Source organism: Parvibaculum sp. (genome assembly GCF_046297875.1).
In the GTDB taxonomy this organism is placed as follows: domain Bacteria; phylum Pseudomonadota; class Alphaproteobacteria; order Parvibaculales; family Parvibaculaceae; genus Parvibaculum.
The window spans coordinates 1,699,028-1,718,056 of the sequence record NZ_JBKBHD010000001.1; the positions used below are offsets into that span (position 1 = coordinate 1,699,028).

General features: G+C 62.8%; 20 protein-coding genes. 18 read left to right on the plus strand and 2 right to left on the minus strand.

Annotated features, from left to right (window positions below; genetic code table 11):
- The first annotated feature begins 255 nt into the window (after positions 1–255).
- From ACK4FH_RS08275 to ACK4FH_RS08340, 14 genes are all read left to right on the plus strand, one after another.
- Positions 256–1,002 carry a YebC/PmpR family DNA-binding transcriptional regulator gene (locus ACK4FH_RS08275; protein WP_409812585.1) on the plus strand — a complete coding sequence of 249 codons (747 nt, stop codon included), beginning with the start codon at positions 256–258 and terminating at the stop codon, positions 1,000–1,002.
- A 95-nt stretch (positions 1,003–1,097) separates the two neighbouring features.
- A complete protein-coding gene (gene ruvC, locus ACK4FH_RS08280; protein ID WP_409812587.1) occupies positions 1,098–1,619 on the plus strand; it encodes a crossover junction endodeoxyribonuclease RuvC in 522 nt (173 codons plus the stop codon).
- Entirely contained in the window at positions 1,616–2,233 is a 618-nt protein-coding gene (gene ruvA / locus ACK4FH_RS08285) for a Holliday junction branch migration protein RuvA (protein ID WP_409812589.1), read from the plus strand. Before ruvC ends, ruvA begins: the two co-directional genes overlap by 4 nt.
- Positions 2,230–3,273: a Holliday junction branch migration DNA helicase RuvB gene (gene ruvB, locus ACK4FH_RS08290; RefSeq protein WP_409812590.1), complete on the plus strand. Its 1,044-nt coding sequence runs from the start codon at positions 2,230–2,232 to the stop codon at positions 3,271–3,273. The genes ruvA and ruvB overlap by 4 nt, the downstream gene beginning before the upstream one ends.
- Complete coding sequence (gene ybgC, locus ACK4FH_RS08295; RefSeq protein WP_409812592.1) at positions 3,270–3,752, plus strand: tol-pal system-associated acyl-CoA thioesterase; 483 nt, start codon at positions 3,270–3,272, stop codon at positions 3,750–3,752. The genes ruvB and ybgC overlap by 4 nt, the downstream gene beginning before the upstream one ends.
- 240 nt (positions 3,753–3,992) lie before the next feature.
- Positions 3,993–4,718 (plus strand): protein TolQ, encoded by a 726-nt coding sequence (tolQ, locus tag ACK4FH_RS08300; protein WP_409812593.1) that lies wholly within the window; start codon positions 3,993–3,995, stop codon positions 4,716–4,718.
- Between the two features lie 2 nt (positions 4,719–4,720).
- Positions 4,721–5,188: a protein TolR gene (tolR, locus tag ACK4FH_RS08305; RefSeq protein WP_409812595.1), complete on the plus strand. Its 468-nt coding sequence runs from the start codon at positions 4,721–4,723 to the stop codon at positions 5,186–5,188.
- Between the two features lie 108 nt (positions 5,189–5,296).
- On the plus strand, positions 5,297–6,010 hold the full coding sequence (locus ACK4FH_RS08310; protein WP_409812596.1) for a hypothetical protein: 714 nt from the start codon (positions 5,297–5,299) through the stop codon (positions 6,008–6,010).
- A 97-nt stretch (positions 6,011–6,107) separates the two neighbouring features.
- The gene (tolB, locus tag ACK4FH_RS08315; protein WP_409815211.1) at positions 6,108–7,406 is read left to right on the plus strand and encodes a Tol-Pal system beta propeller repeat protein TolB; all 1,299 of its coding nucleotides are present in this window, start codon (positions 6,108–6,110) and stop codon (positions 7,404–7,406) included.
- A 363-nt stretch (positions 7,407–7,769) separates the two neighbouring features.
- Positions 7,770–8,267, plus strand: a complete 498-nt coding sequence (gene pal / locus ACK4FH_RS08320; protein ID WP_409812597.1) for a peptidoglycan-associated lipoprotein Pal — start codon at positions 7,770–7,772, stop codon at positions 8,265–8,267.
- Between the two features lie 161 nt (positions 8,268–8,428).
- Positions 8,429–9,328 (plus strand): tol-pal system protein YbgF, encoded by a 900-nt coding sequence (gene ybgF, locus ACK4FH_RS08325; protein ID WP_409812599.1) that lies wholly within the window; start codon positions 8,429–8,431, stop codon positions 9,326–9,328.
- A gap of 28 nt (positions 9,329–9,356) precedes the next feature.
- Positions 9,357–10,706: a tRNA lysidine(34) synthetase TilS gene (gene tilS / locus ACK4FH_RS08330; protein ID WP_409812601.1), complete on the plus strand. Its 1,350-nt coding sequence runs from the start codon at positions 9,357–9,359 to the stop codon at positions 10,704–10,706.
- A 167-nt stretch (positions 10,707–10,873) separates the two neighbouring features.
- Positions 10,874–12,802 carry an ATP-dependent zinc metalloprotease FtsH gene (gene ftsH / locus ACK4FH_RS08335; protein ID WP_409812603.1) on the plus strand — a complete coding sequence of 643 codons (1,929 nt, stop codon included), beginning with the start codon at positions 10,874–10,876 and terminating at the stop codon, positions 12,800–12,802.
- Positions 12,803–12,923: 121 nt separating this feature from the next.
- A complete protein-coding gene (locus ACK4FH_RS08340; protein WP_409812605.1) occupies positions 12,924–13,322 on the plus strand; it encodes an MliC family protein in 399 nt (132 codons plus the stop codon).
- Positions 13,323–13,394: 72 nt separating this feature from the next.
- On the opposite strand, the gene ACK4FH_RS08345 is transcribed toward ACK4FH_RS08340, so the two are convergent.
- Together ACK4FH_RS08345 and ACK4FH_RS08350 are read right to left on the minus strand one after the other, a co-directional pair.
- The gene (locus tag ACK4FH_RS08345; RefSeq protein WP_409812607.1) at positions 13,395–13,718 is read right to left on the minus strand and encodes a 2Fe-2S iron-sulfur cluster-binding protein; all 324 of its coding nucleotides are present in this window, start codon (positions 13,716–13,718) and stop codon (positions 13,395–13,397) included.
- Positions 13,719–13,752: 34 nt separating this feature from the next.
- Positions 13,753–15,018: a cytochrome P450 gene (locus ACK4FH_RS08350; protein ID WP_409812609.1), complete on the minus strand. Its 1,266-nt coding sequence runs from the start codon at positions 15,016–15,018 to the stop codon at positions 13,753–13,755.
- 159 nt (positions 15,019–15,177) lie between these two features.
- Between ACK4FH_RS08350 and ACK4FH_RS08355 the strand changes: the two genes are divergently transcribed.
- The 4 genes from ACK4FH_RS08355 (at position 15,178) to thiD (ending at position 19,027) form a co-directional block, all read left to right on the plus strand.
- Positions 15,178–15,801: a TetR/AcrR family transcriptional regulator gene (locus ACK4FH_RS08355; RefSeq protein ID WP_409812611.1), complete on the plus strand. Its 624-nt coding sequence runs from the start codon at positions 15,178–15,180 to the stop codon at positions 15,799–15,801.
- 40 nt (positions 15,802–15,841) lie between these two features.
- Entirely contained in the window at positions 15,842–16,657 is an 816-nt protein-coding gene (gene folP / locus ACK4FH_RS08360) for a dihydropteroate synthase (RefSeq protein ID WP_409812612.1), read from the plus strand.
- A 177-nt stretch (positions 16,658–16,834) separates the two neighbouring features.
- Positions 16,835–18,181 carry a phosphoglucosamine mutase gene (gene glmM / locus ACK4FH_RS08365; protein WP_409812614.1) on the plus strand — a complete coding sequence of 449 codons (1,347 nt, stop codon included), beginning with the start codon at positions 16,835–16,837 and terminating at the stop codon, positions 18,179–18,181.
- Between the two features lie 30 nt (positions 18,182–18,211).
- Entirely contained in the window at positions 18,212–19,027 is an 816-nt protein-coding gene (gene thiD / locus ACK4FH_RS08370) for a bifunctional hydroxymethylpyrimidine kinase/phosphomethylpyrimidine kinase (protein WP_409812616.1), read from the plus strand.
- Positions 19,028–19,029: the final 2 nt, after the last annotated feature.

The window sequence follows — 19,029 nt, forward strand, 5'->3', positions numbered from 1 at the left end:
TGGGCGGGGCCGCAGCCGGGGTCTGCTGCATTTGCCGTTGGATGTTTTCACGGAGCACTGGGCAAACGCCCCGAATCCGCCGGCGAGGCCAGTCTCGGCCGGAAATCTTAAATACACTTTAAACTAGAATATACAATTATATCTCAACCATTGCGTGTATTTTGTTGTACTGCCGGGCGCTATGGATTTTGCCTTGGGCGGACCTTATAAAGGCGCCGAATTTCAGCGTCTTTTTGACAGGCTTTCGGAGGCGGAATGGCCGGCCATTCACAATTCAAGAACATCATGTATCGCAAGGGCGCGCAGGATAAGAAGCGCGCCAAGCTGTTCGCGAAGCTGGCCAAGGAAATCACGGTTGCGGCCAAGATGGGCCTGCCCGATCCCGAGTACAATCCGCGGTTGCGTGCCGCCATTCAGGCCGCCCGCGCCGAGAACATGCCCAAGGACAATATCGAACGGGCAATCAAGAAGAGCACGGATCAGGGCGGCGAGAACTATGAGGAAGTGCGCTATGAGGGCTTCGGTCCCGGCGGCATCGGCGTGATTGTCGAGACCCTGACCGACAACCGCAACCGCACGGCCGGCGAAGTGCGCGCCATCTTCTCGAAGAATGGCGGCAATCTCGGTGAAACGGGCTCCGTCTCCTTTATGTTCGACAGGCTTGGCCTCATCGAATATGGCGCCGATGTTGCGAGCGCCGATGACATGCTGGAAGCCGCCATCGATGCAGGCGCAGATGACTGCCAGTCGGGCGCGGAAACGCATGAGCTTTTCTGCGCTCCCGATGCGCTACATGAAGTGGCCTCGGCTCTTGAGGCGAAGTTCGGCGAGCCCAAGGCCGCGCGGATGGTCTGGAAACCGCAGAACACCATACCTCTCGATGACGAGAAGGCGGAGTCGGTCTTCAAGGTGCTCGAAGCGCTGGACGACAATGACGATGTGCAGCAGGTTTATGCGAACTTCGAGATGTCCGATTCGGTCATGGAGAAGATGTCCGCCTGATTTCCTCCGGCGAAACGTCCTCTTCTTGCCGCGGGCATGAACCGGACGGGTGCGCCTCTTGCCGCCCGGCTCCGCAACGGGGATTGCCCCTGCACATGGCGGCATCGCTCACATTTCTCGGCATCGATCCGGGCCTCACAGCTACGGGCTGGGGTGTGATCGCCATTGAGGGGTCGAAGCTCTCTCATGTGGCGAACGGCACCATCACCTCCAATGCACGGCTGACGCTTGCCGAGCGGCTGGTCGAAATCGAGGCAGGGCTTGTCCGGGTGGTCGGTGAATTTGTGCCTCATGCTGCCGCCGTCGAACAGGCTTTCGTCGCGCGCGATGCAGCGGCAGCACTGAAGCTCGGTCAGGCGCGCGCGGTGGCGCTGCTCGTCGCGGCGCGGGCGGGTCTCGTGGTCGCCGAATATGCCCCGAACCACGTGAAGAAATCGGTCGTCGGCGCCGGCCATGCCGACAAGGCGCAGATCCGCCTCATGGTCGAAATGCTGCTGCCCGGTTCCAGGCCCGGCAGCGAACATGCCGCCGACGCGCTAGCGATTGCCATTACGCATGCCCATTCAGGCGCCGCCAATCCGCGCCTTGCCGCCGCCATAGTGGGAGCGGCCAGATGATCGGCAAGCTCAGGGGCATGGTGGATTCGACCGGCGAGGACTGGGTGGTCGTCGATGTTGGCGGCGTCGGCTATCACGTTACCTGTTCGCGCCGCACCTTGCAGAACCTTCCCGCGCGCGGCGAGCCAGTTACGCTTTCCATCGAAACCAAGGTGAGCGAAGAAGCGATCCGTCTGATCGGCTTCGACAGCGATGTCGAACGCGACTGGTTCCGCTTGCTGCTTGGCGTTCAGGGCGTTGGCACGCGCGTCGCCCTTGGCGTGCTTGGTACGCTCGCGCCCGGTGATCTCGCCCGCGCCATCGCGCTCGACGACAGGAAAGCGGTATCGGCCGCGCCCGGCGTCGGCCCGAAAGTCGCTGCGCGCATCGTCGCCGAATTGAAGGACAAGGCGCCGGAAGGGGCATCGCTTGCGGCAACGCTCGCAGCGCCGGTAAATGGTGCAGCCGTCGCCGATGCTTCGGCGCCGATGCGCGATGCCGTATCCGCGCTGGTCAATCTCGGCTATCCGCAGGCGCAGGCGGCCGGCGCCATCGCCACGGCGGCGAAGGCGCTTGAAGATGCGGCGACAGCGGAACAGTTGATCCGCCGTGGCTTGAAGGAGCTGGCGCGATGACGGACAGGCTCATCGGCGCGGCGAGGCGCGAGGAAGACGAGCTGGAGCGATCGCTGCGTCCGCAGCTTCTCGCCGATTTCACGGGCCAGGCGCGGGCGCGTGAAAATCTCGCCGTTTTCATTGAGGCGGCGCGCGCGCGCGGCGAAGCGCTCGACCATGTGCTCTTCGCAGGCCCGCCCGGCCTCGGCAAGACGACGCTGGCGCAAATCGTCGCGCGCGAACTCGGCGTTAATTTCCGTTCAACATCCGGGCCGGTGATCTCGAAGGCGGGCGATCTTGCCGCCCTCCTCACCAATCTCGAACCGCACGACGTGCTCTTCATCGACGAAATCCATCGCCTTTCGCCGGCAGTCGAGGAAATCCTTTATCCGGCGATGGAGGATTTCCAGCTCGACCTCATCATTGGCGAAGGCCCCGGTGCGCGCTCGGTCCGCATCGAGCTTGCGCCCTTCACGCTTGTCGGCGCGACGACGCGCACGGGCCTTCTGACAACTCCATTGCGTGATCGTTTCGGCATTCCGGTACGGCTCAATTTCTACGAGATTTCCGAACTTGAAAGAATCGTGCAGCGTGGCGCCAGAGTCCTCGGCATTGCCATGACGGCAGATGGTGCGCATGAGATTGCGCGCCGTGCGCGCGGCACGCCGCGCGTGGCAGGCCGGCTCCTTCGCCGGGTCCGCGACTTTGCGGCTGTCGATGGCGTATCAACCATCGACGCCAGGGCGGCGGACCGGGCGCTGCAGCGGCTTGAAGTGGACGAACTCGGCCTCGATGCGCTCGACCACCGTTATCTGCGCTGCATAGCGGTCAGTTTTGCGGGCGGGCCGGTAGGCGTCGAAACCATTGCCGCCTCGCTCTCAGAGCCGCGCGATGCGATCGAGGAAATCATCGAGCCCTATCTCATCCAGCAGGGCCTCGTGAACCGGACGCCGCGGGGCCGGGTACTCACGGCGGCGGCCTTCGCCCATATCGGCATTCCCATGCCGTCCGCCCTGTCCGCGAACCAGCCGGGGCTGTTCGGCGGGGAGGAAGACGAATGAATCCGGTTTGGCCCGATCTCTCCGGCCGGATCGAAGGCCAGCTCCACAAGCTCCCCATTCGTGTCTATTACGAGGACACGGATTTCTCGGGCATCGTCTATCACGCGAATTACCTGAAATTTGCCGAGCGCGGCCGGTCCGATTTCCTGCGGCTGGCGGGCGTTCACCACACCGACCTCTTCGATGGCGATGACCCGATTGCCTTCGCCATTCACCGGATGGAAATAGATTTCCTTAAACCTGCACGGATCGACGACTGGCTCGAAGTGCATACCCGCTATGTCCGTGCGAGCGGTGCCCGGATCGAGGCCGAGCAGACGATCTGGCGCCTCGATGCCGAAGGCGCGCCGGAGGAAGAACTATGGCGGGCACAGGTTTTCGCGGCGGTGCTCGACAAGGCGGGGCGGCCTCGCCGGCTGCCGATATCGGTCCGCGATGCGCTGGCGCCGCTGGTTACGCCGAAGAGCGGCGGAGAGTGATTGGACACGGGGCATGTCACATTGTGTTCCGAAGGACACAATAACCGGCTAACCTCTTGAGGACACGTATCGAATCCGGCCTTGCGCCACGGTAATGACATAATTCAACGACTAACTTCGGCCTCAATTTGGGGGCACACATATAGCGTGGGGCGCATACGGGAAGAGCCGGTTGCGTGATTACCGCGCCTGTCATGTGCCGCTCCCTGCATTGAGTCCGAGAGCACGGAGAGGCACTGAATGGATCCCGTCGCCACCCAACAGGTGATCACCGAAACAATGGTCGATGCCGCTTCGATGGATTTCAGCCTTTGGGGGCTGTTCCTTCGTGCGGATATCGTCGTCAAGCTCGTGATGGTGGGGCTGATCTTTGCCTCGATCTGGTCATGGGCGATCATTTTCGACAAGTGGTGGCGCTATGGCCGCATCGAACGCCGCATCGACCAGTTCGAGCGTGTGTTCTGGTCGGGACGCTCGCTTGAGGATCTCTATCAGGAAACGGGGCACCGCCCGCAGAATCCGCTTTCCGCACTCTTCATCGCGGCGATGCGCGAATGGCGACGCTCTCAGGAGGCTGTAGCGAGTTCCTTTGTCGGCCTCAAGGAGCGTGTCGACAAGGTCATGCAGGTGACGATCAACCGCGAGATGGTGGCGCTGGAAAACCGGCTGCTGTTCCTTGCGACGGTCGGCTCCGTCTCGCCCTTCGTCGGCCTGTTCGGCACCGTCTGGGGCATCATGAATTCCTTCCAGTCGATCGCGGTGAGCCGCGACACGAATCTTGCGGTCGTTGCACCCGGTATCGCGGAAGCGCTGTTTGCGACGGGACTTGGCCTGATCGCCGCCATTCCGGCGGTCGTCGCCTATAACCGCTTCTCGCACCAGACCTCGAAAATCGCACAGCGGATGGAAAGCTTCGCGGATGAGTTCTCCGCGATCCTGTCCCGCCAGCTCGACGAGCGGGGGTAGTCATGGCGATGTCGGTCGGCAAGAAGGGTGGTGGACGCAGCCGTTTCGCGCGCGCGCCCATGTCGGAAATCAACGTCACACCTGTAGTCGATGTGATGCTGGTGCTGCTGATCGTGTTCATGGTTGCAGCGCCGATGCTCACTGTCGGCGTACCTGTCGACCTGCCGAAGACGCAGGCTGCGCCGATCCCTGGCGACACAGAGCCGCTCACCATAACGATCAATGGCGAAGGCCAGATTTTCGTTCAGGAAACGCCGACCGAAGCCGAAGCGCTCGTGCCTCAGCTTACCGCCATTGCGGAGGGCGGCTATGAGCAGCGCATATTCGTTCGGGCCGACAAGAATATCCCGTACGGACGGGTGATGGATGTGATGGGCCGGCTGAGTGCGGCCGGCTTCTCGAAAGTTGCCCTTGTAACCGAGACCGACACCTCGCCGCCGGCACCGGCTGGCGGGCGTCGAGCGAACTAAGCGGCGGTAATGCGCAATCCGTTGTTCCTTTCTCTCGCCGTTCATGCGGCGGTCGTATTGCTTGCGTTCGTGACGTTTCCGGGCCCCCGGGAACTTCCCGAACCGCCCATGCGCACGGTCCCGGTCGAGCTTGTCACAATTTCCGAGATGACGAACCTCGTCAGCCAGCGGAAGGTCGAAAGGCCGAAGCCGGTCGAGGAGCCTACGCCGCCGCGACCGCAGGTTGCCGAGAGGCCGACGCCGACGCCGCCTGCGCCCGCTCCCGCCGCGCCGCCTCCGCCGCAGGCCAAGCCCGAGCCTTCGCCCGAGAAGGTTGAAAAGAAGCCGGAACCGAAGCCCGTCGAGAAGGCGGTCGCGCGGCCGACACCGCCCAAGCCCGAACCGGAAAAGAAGTTCGATCCGAACCAGATCGCGCAGCTTCTCAACAAGGCGCCGGAGGTCGCGCCGAAGACTGAAGCGCGCGAGTCTGCCGATGTCGAACTCGATCTGCCCTATTCGGATGACCCTGCGCTGGCACTCAGCATGAGCGAAATCGAGGCTGTTCGTCAGAAGGTGCAGGAATGCTGGAACGTGCGCGATTTTGCGGGCAGTGCGGATGCGGACAAGCTGCGCGCCACGATCCGTTTCTCGCTCAATCAGGATGGGTCGCTCGCGGGCAATCCGTCAATCGCAAGCTCCAGCGGCGGACCGCTCTCGCGGCTTTTTGCCGATCGTGCAGTGCAGGCGGTGCAGAAATGCTCGCCCTACGATTTTCTGCCACGAAACAAGTATACAAACTGGCGCAACATGAGCCTCAATTTCAATCTGGCCGGGATGATCTAACTGGACAGAGCGGACCCAAAGGGCAGGAGAAGCCGAAATGGTTGAATTCCTCAATGTGACGACCCTTGACGTCGGGAAGGGCGGGCGAAGGCTCGCAATGGCCGCCGCCGCGTTCCTCGCCTTTGTGCTCGCCGCTTTGCCCGTTCGGGCCGAAGTGTCGATCGACATCAATCGAGGCAATGTCGATCCACTCCCCATCGCTATCACGGACTTCTTGGGCGGTGCGGGGCAGGAGGCGCAGATCGGAGCCGATATCACCTCTGTCATCAGTAACAATCTCGAGCGCTCGGGTCTTTTCCGCCCGATCCCGAAGGCAGCCTTCATCGAGAAGATTTCGGATATCAATGTGCAGCCGCGTTTCGGCGACTGGCGCATCATCAATTCTCAGGCGCTGGTCACAGGTCAGGCGCGGATGGAGGCCGACGGCCGGCTCCGTGTCGAGTTCCGCCTCTGGGACGTGCTCGGCGAGCGCCAGCTCACTGGGCTTCAGTTCTTCACCACGCCGGACAACTGGCGCCGCGTCGCGCATCTCGTGTCCGATGCCATCTACAAGCGCCTCACCGGCGAGGACGGCTATTTCGATACGCGCGTCGTCTATGTTTCGGAAACGGGCCCGAAGAATGCCCGCGTGAAGCGTCTCGCCATCATGGATCAGGACGGGCACAACCCGCGCATGCTGACCAATGGTGCCGAACTTGTTCTGACGCCGCGTTTCAGCCCGAATTCGCAGGAGATCACCTATCTCGCCTATCGCAACAACCAGCCGCGCGTCTATGTCCTGGATATCGAGACCGGCCAGCAGGAAGTCGTGGGCGAATTTCCGGGCATGACCTTCGCGCCGCGCTTTTCACCGGACGGTCAGAAGATCATCATGAGCCTGCAGCGGGGCGGCAACTCGGACATCTATACGATGGACCTCCGCAGCCGGCAGGTGACGCGCCTTACCAATACGGCCGCCATCGACACCGCGCCCAGCTATTCCCCGGACGGACGTCAGGTCACCTTCGAATCGGACCGTGGCGGTTCGCAGCAGATTTATGTGATGAATGCCGACGGCTCGAATCAGCGCCGGGTGAGCTTCGGGCAGGGCAGCTATGCGACCCCGGTCTGGTCGCCCCGCGGCGATCTCATTGCCTTCACCAAGATCACGGGCGGCCGCTTCGTCATCGGCGTCATGCGGCCGGACGGGACCGGCGAGCGCATCCTCACCGAGGGCTATCACAATGAAGGCCCGACCTGGGCGCCCAATGGCCGCGTTCTCATGTTCTTCCGCGAGACCCGCGGGGCGCAGGGCGGGCCGAGCCTCTGGTCGGTCGATGTGACCGGCTATAACGAACGCCCGGTGCCGGCCGCCACAATGGCATCGGACCCGGCCTGGTCGCCGCGCATCCAATAGGTTCATTCAGGTTCAATCGGGAGCGGTGTTCCGGCTACGGAATGCCGTTCACGTACGGACGTTGATGTAAAAATGTCACGTAGGGTTGACGGAAAAGTCGCGTAATATCCGATGGTTCTTGCCTGCAACTTGGAGCGTGTCTAATATTCTGTTGCGGTACAGCAACCCCAGCGTCGGCCAATTGCGGGCGACGTGTTCCGGTCCGGCTAAACATCGGTACGGGAAGGTTTTTCTAAGTGACCATGTCTTGGGGTAAAAGGGGCCGAGAGCCCGTTTTACTGCAAGATTTTGTCATGCAAGAGTGTCAAATCAATTGAGCGCTGAGGCGCCTTGGCCGCTTGAGATCAAAAGGAGATCACCCGAATGAAGTCCCCGAATGCTGGTCTGCGGTTCGCCGCTGTGGCCGCCGCTTTCCTGATGCTCGCCGCTTGCTCCTCGAACAAGGATGCCACCGGCGCCAGCACCGATTCCACCGCCGGTCAGATTCGCCCCGGCAGCGCTGAAGACCTCGCCCAGAACGTGGGCGATCGCGTCTTCTTCGAGACCGACCGCTCGTCGCTCAGCGATGAAGCCCGCGCGACGCTGCAGCGTCAGGCGGCCTGGATGGCGCAGCACGGCAACCTCACCTTCACGATCGAAGGTCATGCCGACGAACGCGGCACCCGCGAATACAACCTCGCGCTCGGTGGCCGTCGTGCCAACGCCGCGAAGGATTACCTGGTGAGCCTCGGCGTTGCCGCCAGCCGCCTCAACACCGTTTCCTACGGCAAGGAACGTCCGGTCTGCCTCGACTCGAGCGAGAGCTGCTGGTCCCAGAACCGCCGTGCGGTGACGGTCATCGTTTCGGGCGTCGGCAGCTGATTTCAGCTCTGACACTCCGATACGGATGAAATACGGAAACGCCCTTCCGCGTTGAGCGGAGGGGCGTTTTTTGTCGGCCCGGTCGCGGTGCCCGCGCCGCAATTTGGTCGCACTTGGCTATAAGATTATGTCTCGACATGACATTCGAACGGGAGGTTCGATTGCGTTTCAATCGTCGCCCCAGCAAGCAGGTTCTGGTTGCTGTTCTTCTTGCCGGTCTGCCGCTTGGCGCCATTGGTGCCGCTTATGCGCAGTCGGGCGATCTCGACATGCGCTCGGTCGGCAATCGTCTCGACCGGATCGAGAACGAGCTTTCCGATCTGCAGCGCCAGACCTTTAGCGGTGGCGGCTCCTCCTCCGGTGCGCCGCGCGCGCTCGACAGCGGTTCGTCCAGCGCCGATCTGCAGTCACGCGTCCTTGAACTCGAAGATCAGGTGCGCAGCCTGAATGGCCGTCTCGAAGAGGCGAACCATCGCGCGGATGAAACACGGCGGCAACTTGAGCTTTTCAAGGCTGATGTCGATCTGCGTTTCCAGGACATCGCTTCGGGCGGCGGTGGTTCCGGCGCCGCCATGAGCACAGTGCGCGCGGATGGCGATGGCGGCGCACCGGCGCCTGCCCCGGTCGTTGCAGAGGACGGCACGCCTGCGGCGCCGGCGGCCTCCATCCTTCCGAGCGGAACGCCGGAATCCCAGTATGATTTCGCGATCGACCTGATGAAGCGCGGGCAATACGATCAGGCGCGGCAGGCGTTCCAGGAATTCCTGCAGCTTCACCCCAATCACAACCTCGCGGGCAATTCGCAGTACTGGCTCGGCGAAACCTACTACGCGCAGAGCGATTTCAAGCGCGCGGGCGATGCCTTCCTGACCGGCTACACGACCTATGCGTCGAGCAACAAGGCGCCTGACAGCCTGCTCAAGCTCGGTATGAGCCTCGTCGCGCTGGGCAACAAGGATGCGGCCTGCACGGTCTGGGGCGAACTTGGTTCGCGTTTCCCTCAGGCGACACCCGCCATCGTTGCGCGTGCGCGCCTCGAAAGGCAGAAGGCTGGCTGCTGAACCGTCTCTGCAGCGAAGGGGAGGGGAGATGAGCGCGCAAGGCAAGACCGCGCGGCATACCGCCTCGCCAGTCACGTCTGCCGAATTTGCTGCGCGCCTTGCCGCCCTTGCACCTTCGAAGCATCTTGCAGTCGCCTTTTCCGGCGGGCCGGATTCTCTCGCGCTGCTCATCCTCGTCGCCAAATGGGCGAAGCGCCGCAAGGGCGTTTCGCTTCACGCCTTTACTGTGGATCATGGGCTGCGCGCCGCTTCCGCCGCCGAGGCGAAGCGCGCATCGGCAATGGCGAAGGAACTGGGGATTTCCCATCGCATTCTCCGCTGGAAGGGCGAGAAGCCCGCAAGCGGCATTCAGGCGGCGGCGCGCGAGGCGCGTTACCGGATTCTTCTCGACGCTTGCCGCGCCGCGGGTGTGCCCGATCTTCTGGTTGCCCATCACCTTGAAGATCAGGCCGAAACCTTCCTGCTCCGGCTTGCGCGCGGCAGCGGCGTCGACGGGCTTGCGGCGATGGCGGCGGAAAGACCGCTTATGGAGAGCGCCCCGGCAGTCCGGTTGCTTCGCCCGCTGCTCGATCTGCCGCGCGATAGGCTCCTTGCCACGGTGCGGCGCTCCGGCTTTGCGCCGATCGAAGACCCGAGCAACGAGAACGAGGCTTTCGACCGTGTGAAGGCGCGCAAGGCCCTTGCCGCGCTCGCGCCGCTCGGGCTCGATGCCGCCCGGCTTGCGCGCACGGCGGAGCAGATGGCGCGCGCACGTTCGGCGCTTGAAGCCGCGACGGCGGCGCTGCTAGCGGAACATGCCGAGCTTTCCTCATTTGGCCATGTCGAGGCCGGGTGCACGGCGTTGCTGGCCGCACCTCGGGACATCGGTCTCCGCGCGCTTGCCACCATCATCCGCGCCGTGGGTGGGCACGACTACGCGCCGCGCCTCGATGCGCTGGAAGGTGTCTACAATGCTCTCGAGGAGGGAACGCTTGGCGGCGGGCGCACCCTTTCAGGTGTCAAGCTGGCGGCCCCGGCGGGGCGGCTTGTCGCGACGCGCGAGCTGGCTGCGGCTGCCAGGGCCGAATCGCTTGAATTGGGGCCCGGAGCGCGCGTTCACTGGGATGGCCGTTTCCATGTGGTTCTGGCGAAGGCGCCGCGCGGTCAGCGATTTGCCGTGCGTGCGCTCGGGCAGGCGGGGCTCGTGCAGCTTGCCGCGCATGACATCGTTTTCCCTAAAGTGCCGAAAACGGCGCTTTTTGCGCTTCCCGGCCTCTGGCGGGAGGGAAGACTGGTGGCGGCGCCTCATTTGGGGACGCTCGACCCCAAAATCGTCTGCCATGCGTCGCTCCGCCGCGGGGCCGGCTTCTGGCCACGCGGAAGCGCCGGGAATGCCTGAAAGATTGCAGGTTCTGCCACCGCTGGCACTTGGTAAACCTTTCTATGGTCACTATGTTCTTCTAGATTAGAAACGCTCAAGATATGCGGGGCCGGTTGGCACAGCCCCTGCAGAGCGGTCGTGTCCCGCTGGTGGATCCCGGTCGTCAGGTAAAAAAGGTAGAAACCTTGTCCAATTTCAAGAATTTCGCTGTCTGGGTGCTTGGCGCGCTGCTGCTCATCGCGCTGTTCAATCTCTTTCAAGGGCCCGCGCCGAGAGAAGGCGCAGGCTCCGAGATCAGCTATTCGCGATTCCTCACCGATGTTTCCTCAGGCAGCGTCAGCGAAGTCGTCATCCAGGGCGAGAAAGTCACCGGCACCTACACGAATGGCGGAAAGTTCGCGACCATCGCGCCGCAGGACCCGCAGCTCGTCGAAACGCTGAAGGCCAACAATGTCAGCATCGCGGCGAAGCCGTCGGACGACAATTCTCCGTCGCTGCTCGGGATTCTCGTTTCGTGGTTCCCGATGCTGCTGCTGATCGCGGTGTGGATTTTCTTCATGCGCCAGATGCAGGGCGGCGGCGGCAAGGCGATGGGCTTTGGCAAGTCCAAGGCGAAGCTGCTGACCGAGCGGCACGGCCGCGTGATGTTCGACGACGTGGCGGGCATCGACGAAGCGAAGGACGACCTCACCGAGATCGTGGACTTCCTGCGCGATCCGGCCAAGTTCCAGCGCCTTGGCGGGCGTATCCCGAAGGGCGTTCTGCTCGTCGGTCCTCCCGGCACCGGCAAGACGCTGCTCGCGCGCGCCATCGCGGGCGAGGCCAATGTTCCCTTCTTCACGATTTCCGGTTCCGACTTTGTCGAAATGTTCGTCGGCGTCGGCGCGAGCCGTGTGCGCGACATGTTCGAGCAGGCGAAGAAGAACGCGCCCTGCATCATCTTCATCGACGAAATCGATGCGGTGGGCCGTCATCGTGGCGCCGGCCTCGGCGGCGGCAATGACGAGCGCGAGCAGACGCTGAACCAGTTGCTCGTCGAGATGGACGGCTTCGAGCCGAATGAGGGCATCATCCTCATCGCGGCGACGAACCGGCCCGACGTGCTCGACCCCGCGCTCCTGCGTCCGGGCCGCTTCGACCGCCAGGTCGTGGTGCCGAACCCGGATGTCGTCGGCCGCGAGAAGATCCTCAAGGTCCACATGAAGAAGGTGCCGCTGGCGCCGGATGTCGATGCGCGCACCATCGCGCGGGGCACGCCGGGCTTCTCGGGCGCCGATCTTGCGAACCTCGTCAATGAGGCTGCGCTCATGGCCGCCCGCCGCGGCAAGCGTCTCGTTACCATGGCCGAGTTCGAGGATGCCAAGGACAAGGTGATGATGGGCGCCGAACGCCGCTCCATGGTCATGTCCGAAGAAGAAAAGCGCCTGACCGCCTATCACGAAGGCGGCCATGCGCTTGTTGCGCTTCACATGCCAGCCTCCGATCCGATCCACAAGGCGACGATCATTCCGCGCGGCCGCGCGCTCGGCATGGTGATGCGCCTGCCGGAGCGCGACCAGCTGTCGGTGACGCGGGCGAAGCTCAAGGCGGACCTCGCAGTGGCGATGGGTGGCCGTCTAGCCGAGGAAATCATCTTCGGTCACGACAAGGTGACGTCCGGTGCATCATCCGATATTTCAATGGCGACCAAGATGGCGAAGGCCATGGTCACGCGCTGGGGCATGAGCGACAAGCTCGGCCCACTGGCTTATGCCGAAAACGAGGAAGAAGTGTTCCTCGGTCACTCGGTGGCGCGGCAGCAGAACATGTCCGAAGAGACGCAGCGTGTGATCGACGCGGAAGTCCGCCGCATCGTGGAAGAAGGCTACGAGACGGCGCGGAAAGTTCTGACAGATCACATCGACGATCTGCACACGATCGCCAAGGGCTTGCTCGAATACGAAACCTTGTCCGGCGAGGAAATCCAGAATCTCCTCAAAGGCGAACCGCCTGTGCGCGATCGCGGCGATACGCCGAAGGCTGCCGAAGGGCCGATTTCGTCGGTGCCGGTGACCGGTACGACGCCAAGCGGCGATGGCCCGATGGGTGTGCCGCCAGCCCCGCAGGGAACGTGAAGCCCCTCAGGGAATGAAATCGAAAGGGAGGCTTCGGCCTCCCTTTTTTGCTGTCATCGCCTTGATTGTGCCGTGGCACCGTCGTGAAATCCGGTGAAGCGGATATCAGGGGAGACATAAGATGAAGTTCGGACCGGGACTGGCTATGGCGGCGGCTCTTGCGCTTTCCGCCTGTGGCGATGAAGGGACAAACGGCGAGCCCGGCACTGCGCATGAACCGTCGCGCTACGATGCGCTCAGCATCACCTATGGCTGCGAAGGCGGCGTTCAGGTGCAGGCGATCTATTTCAACTTCGAGGATGGCAATGCGCTCGCTGCCTTGTCATATGACGGCACACTGGCGCCCATGCGCATCATGCCGTCCGCCTCCGGTGCAAAATACACCTCCCTCAACGAGGCGCTTGGCTGGCGCTGGCACACCAAGGGCAATGAAGCGGCGTTGAGTTACATGGCGCCCGACCACACAGCCGAAGAAGTGCTGCTTCTGCGCGATTGCCGGAATGTCCTTCTCCGCGACTAGCGGGCAGATGGAGAAATAAAAAGGGAGGCTCGTGAGAGCCTCCCTTTCCCTGTCCGGCGTCTCCCGATGCCGTCAGTGCTGCTTCTCCGGCAGCTTTAGAACAAGCCCGTCAAGCGCGGGGGTCAACGATATCTGGCAGGCGAGGCGGCTCGTCTCGCGCACATCCTCGGCGAATTCGAGCATGCTCTTTTCAAGCCCATCCTGCGCCGGGCCCGTCTTGCCGATCCATTCATCGTCGACATAGACATGGCAGGTGGCGCAGGCAGCGGCGCCGCCGCAATCTCCGTCGATGCCGGGTACGGCATTCTTCACCGCCGCTTCCATCGCGGAAATGCCGGCTTCTGCTTCAACGGAATAAACCTTTCCGCTGGCTTCGATGTAGTTGACCTTGGTCATCCTTCTTCCTTCTTCTTGTTTTTCTTTTCGCCGTTCAGCGGGCGTGAAGCTTCACCGGCAGCGAAGCGTAGCCGCGCACGAAATTGGAACGGACGCGGACCGGTTCGTCCATCACTTCAACGCGCGAGAAGCGCTTCATGATCTCTTCCCAGAGAATCTTCAGCTGCATCTCGGCAAGCCTGTTGCCAACGCAGCGATGCACACCGAAGCCGAAGGAAAGATGCTGGCGCGGGCGCTCACGGTCGATGATGAATTCGTCCGGCCGGTCGATTGCCGTCTCGTCTCGATTGCCGGAGACGTACCACATCACGACTTTGTCGCCCTTGCGGATGGTCTTGCCGCCGATTTCGGCATCGGCAATCGCGGTGCGGCGCATATGGGCAAGCGGCGTCTGCCAGCGGATGATCTCGGGCACCATGCTGTCGATAAGTGCCGGATTGGCATAGAGCTTTTCGCGTTCCTTCGGGTTCCGGTCGAGCGCCAGAACGCCGCCGGTCATCGAATTGCGCGTCGTGTCATTGCCGCCGACGATCAGCAGAAGCACATTGCCGAGATAGTTCTGCGGGGTCATGTCGCGGGTGGCGGGCGAATGCGCGAGCATGGAAACGAGGTCCATGCCGGGATTCCTCATGCGCTCGTTCCAGAGGCCCTGGAAAGTTGCGGCGCATTCCATGATCTCGTTGGTGCGCTGCTCCCAGCTGTCGACGATGCCGCTGCCGGGCTCGGCCGTCGTCACGTCAGACCAGCGGGTCAGCTTCGAGCGTTCCTCGAAGGGGAAGTCGAAAAGCGTCGCCAGCATCTGCGTCGTGAGTTCGATCGAAACGGCGGGCACCCAGTCGAATTCCTCACCCACTGGGAGGCTGTCGAGCGTGCGGCATATGCGCTCGCGGATCACGCCTTCGAGATTTGCGAGGTTCGCCGGCGCGACGATGGGGCTCACGGCCTTGCGCTGTTCGTCATGCCGGGGCGGGTCCATGGCAATGAAGTTCGGCAGGTCGATCGACCCTTCGCTGCTGCTCTTCTGAATGCCGTCCTCGATGATGATGCCGCCGAGACTGGCCTCCGAGGAGAACACCTGGTGGTTCGTATCCACCGCCATGATGTCCTTGTACTTTGTGATCGACCAATAGGGGCCATAGGCGCTTTCGGCGCAGTAGTGCACGGGGTCTTCGCGGCGCAGGCGGCGGAAATAGTCGCCTTCGATGTTGCGTTCGAAAAGCTCGGCGCGGCTGACATCGAGCCGGTCGAGCGGCAGGCTGTCCGCTTCCGTGGCGGACGTTGCGGTTGCAAGCGCGGTCATGATCTCTCCTCCCTCATGGCCATATTGAGTAATATATCAATAGCTATTGAGCCCAGAGTCAATATGGGTTGAAATCGCCTATCGATGCCGGGTATTCACCGCCGTCCGGTGCTAGGCTCAATGCCGGATTTCCGCCGGTTTCCATTGCAAGAGGCCATTTTGTCCATTTCTGTCCGCACCGCCCGAACGAGGCTCAGCCCGGAGGCCCGAAAGGCCCAGCTGCTCGAATGTGCATTGTCAGCCTTTGCCGAACATGGCGTGGCGCGGGCAACGCATTCCCATGTCGCCGAGCGGGCAGGCGTTTCCATACCTGCGGTCCATTCCTATTTCCGCACGCGCGACGATCTTGTCGCCGCCGTGTTGGGAGAAGTCGAGACATATCTCCTCGATGTTGTGTCGGATTCGCTTGGCGGGCCAAAAGATGTCCGCGAGGCGCTGATACTGCTTGCAACTCGCTTTGCGCGGGCCGCCCGCGAGAAGCCGGACGTGATTAAGGTCTGGCTCGACTGGAGCACCGGCGTGCGCGCCGATGTCTGGCCGCACTACATGGCTGTGCTCGACCAGCTTCATGAAATCGCCCAGAAGGTCTTTGCGCGCGGCAAGAAGGAAGGCGTTCTGCCTGCCAGCCTCAATGTGAAGGCTGCAGCCCGGATCTATATTGGCGGTGGGCACACGGTCGCGCTGATGCAGTTTTCCGGCGCAGGCAGGCGCGATCTGGAAACGCTGATCGACCAGCTTGTCACGAGCGTTATGGGCGTCGGCATGGATGCAACGCAGGGCTGAAGCCTTCGCGGGCTGATCCTGGCCGTGCTAGAATTTGCTCATGTTCCAGCGCCCGCTCATTTTCGGCATCGTCAACATCACGCCGGATTCCTTCTCCGACGGCGGAAGATATTTCGCTGCCGACGCCGCCGTTGCTCATGCGAAGCGGCTTGCCTCGGAAGGCGCCGATGTTATCGATCTCGGCCCTGCCTCGTCGAACCCCGACGCCGCGCCGGTATCGGCGGAGGAGGAAATCTGCCGTCTCGCCCCCGTCATGGAGGCGCTGGCGGGAGAGGGCATCGCGCTCTCGGTCGACAGCTTCCGGCCGCAGACACAGGCCTTTGCGCTGTCGCGGGGCGCTTCCTGGCTGAACGATATTCGCGGCTTCGCGGAACCCTCCTTCCATCCGGCGCTGGCGGCGTCGGATGCGCGCCTCGTCCTGATGCACTCGATCCAGCGCGAGGGCAATGCCGACCGGCGCGAGACGCCGGAAGGCGATATCGTCGATCAGATATGCCGCTTCTTCGAGGCGCGGATTACGGCGCTTGTGGCGGCGGGGGTGGCGCGCGGCAGGCTCGTTCTCGACCCCGGCATGGGGTTTTTTCTCGGGCCCAGGCCAGAAACCTCCTTCGAGGTGCTCGCCCGGATCGGCGAGATCGAGGCCCGGTTCGGCCTGCCGGTGTTCGTTTCCGTGTCGCGAAAGTCATTTCTGCGGGCGGTCACGGGCCGGGCACCCGGCGAGGCGGGGGCGGCGACGCTTGCGGCGGAGCTTCTCGCCGTCCAGCGCGGTGCCCGCCTCATCCGCACCCATGAACCGGGGCCGCTTGCCGACGCGCTGGCCGTCTTGGCCCGTTTCGGCACGAAGTCCCTTGGTTAATGAAAGATTTAGCAAGAAAACTTTAACTGCAATTGGCGCATAGAATCCTATATTCGCCACAGATCAATCGTTAGATGTGGATGTGTCGCTTGGGGTGCATGCAGGGGCCGTGGGGGCTTTTATTGCAGGCCGTGAATGAGACACAGACCGAGAAAAGGCGCGAGGACCGTAAATCTCATGGCCCGCAAATATTTTGGCACCGACGGTATCCGCGGGACTGCCAATTCAGGACATATGACCGCGGAAACGGCGCTGCGCGTCGGCATGGCAGCCGGCCGCGTCTTCCGTCGCGGCGAGCATCGCCACCGCGTGGTGATCGGCAAGGATACGCGCCTGTCGGGCTATATGCTTGAGCCCGCGCTCACGGCCGGTTTCACGTCGATGGGCATGGATGTCTTCCTGTTCGGCCCGCTGCCGACGCCCGCCGTCGCCATGCTCACCCGTTCGCTGCGCGCCGATCTCGGCGTGATGATCTCTGCCTCGCATAATTCCTTCGAGGATAACGGCATCAAGCTATTCGGCCCGGACGGCTTCAAGCTCTCCGACGAGGTCGAGCTAGCGATCGAGCATCACATGGACAATGGCCTTGCGGACAATCTCGCAGGCTCGCGCGCGCTTGGCCGCGCAAAGCGCATCGAGGATGCGCAGGCGCGCTATATCGAACATGTGAAACATTCCTTGTCCAAGCAGCAGACGCTTGAGGGCTTGCGCATCGTCGTCGATTGCGCGAACGGCGCCGCCTACAAGGTCGCGCCCGCCGTGCTTTGGGAACTGGGTGCCGAAGTCGTCACGGTCGGCACGGACCCCAACGGCTTCAACATCAATGAGGAATGCGGTTCGACCGCGCCGGAGCGCATGTGCGCCACTGTGCGCGAACGCCGCGCCGATATCGGCATCGCGCTCGATGGAGATGCCGACCGCGTCATCATAGCAGACGAGCGCGGCAAGATCGTCGATGGCGACCAGATCATGGGGCTCGTCGCCCGCCACTGGAAGGAAATGGGTGCGCTGTCGGCGCCGGGTATCGTCGCGACCGTCATGTCCAATCTCGGGCTGGAACGCTACCTCAAATCGCTTGATCTCCACCTCATCCGCACCCAGGTCGGCGACCGCTATGTTGTCGAGTACATGCGCCAGCACGGCTATAATGTCGGTGGCGAGCAGTCCGGCCATATCGTGCTCAAGGATTTCTCGACCACGGGCGACGGGCTCATCGCCGCGCTGCAGGTGCTTTCGGTGATGAAGGCGGAAGACCGCCCGGTGAGCGAACTCACCCATGTCTTCGATCCGCTGCCGCAGCTTCTCAAGAATGTCCGCTTCAAGCGCGGCGAGCCGCTGAAGGACAAGGATGTGCAGGAAGCGATCCGCGAGGGCGAAAGCCGTCTCGGCGCGGGCGGGCGTCTCGTCATCCGCAAGTCCGGCACAGAGCCGCTCATCCGCGTGATGGCAGAGGGCGACGACGAAAAGCTCGTTACCTCGGTCGTCAACGACATCGCCGCCGTGATCGAGCATAATGCAGCCTGATTTCGGGCAGCATTTGCATCAGGCATATTCATGACTTCTTCTCTCCAAGGCCGCGTTCTCATCGTGGCGGGCTCGGATTCTGGCGGCGGCGCCGGTATCCAGGCCGACATCAAATCCGTCACTGCGATGGGCGGCTTCGCCATGACGGCCGTCACCGCCATCACCGTACAGAACACGCTCGGCGTCAGCGCCATTCACGAGGTGCCGCTCGATATCGTTGTGGGTCAGATGCGCGCCGTGCTCGACGACCTTGGCGCAGATGCCGTCAAGACCGGCATGCTGCATAGCGCTGCCATCGTGGAAGCGGTCGCGGAGGAAGTGTCCCGTGGCGAGGCGCTGCTGCCGCTCGTCGTCGATCCCGTCATGGTCGCAAAAGGCGGCGCATCGCTGCTTGAGGATTCCGCCGTTTCCGCTATCCGCGAAGTGCTGATCCCGCTTGCCGCTCTCGTCACGCCAAATGTACCGGAGGCAGAAGTCCTTACGGGCCGCAAGATCGTCGATGTCGAAGGACAGAAGGCGGCGGCGGATGCGCTGCTCGGCCTTGGCGCGGAAGCGGTGCTGCTCAAGGGTGGGCATCTCGCAGGCGATATCATCTTCGATGTGCTGGCGACGCAGGAGACGATGCAGGTCTTTTCCTCGCCCCGGATCGACACGCGCCATACGCATGGGACCGGTTGTACGTTGGCCTCCGCCATCGCGGCGCACATCGCGCAAGGGCTCGATCTCACCGCTGCCGTCGCCACGGCACGAGACTATGTGCATGAGGCGATCCGCACCGCGCCCGGCTTCGGCAAGGGGCATGGGCCGCTGAATTTTCTTGCGGCCTTCGACGAAGACGAGGACTGATC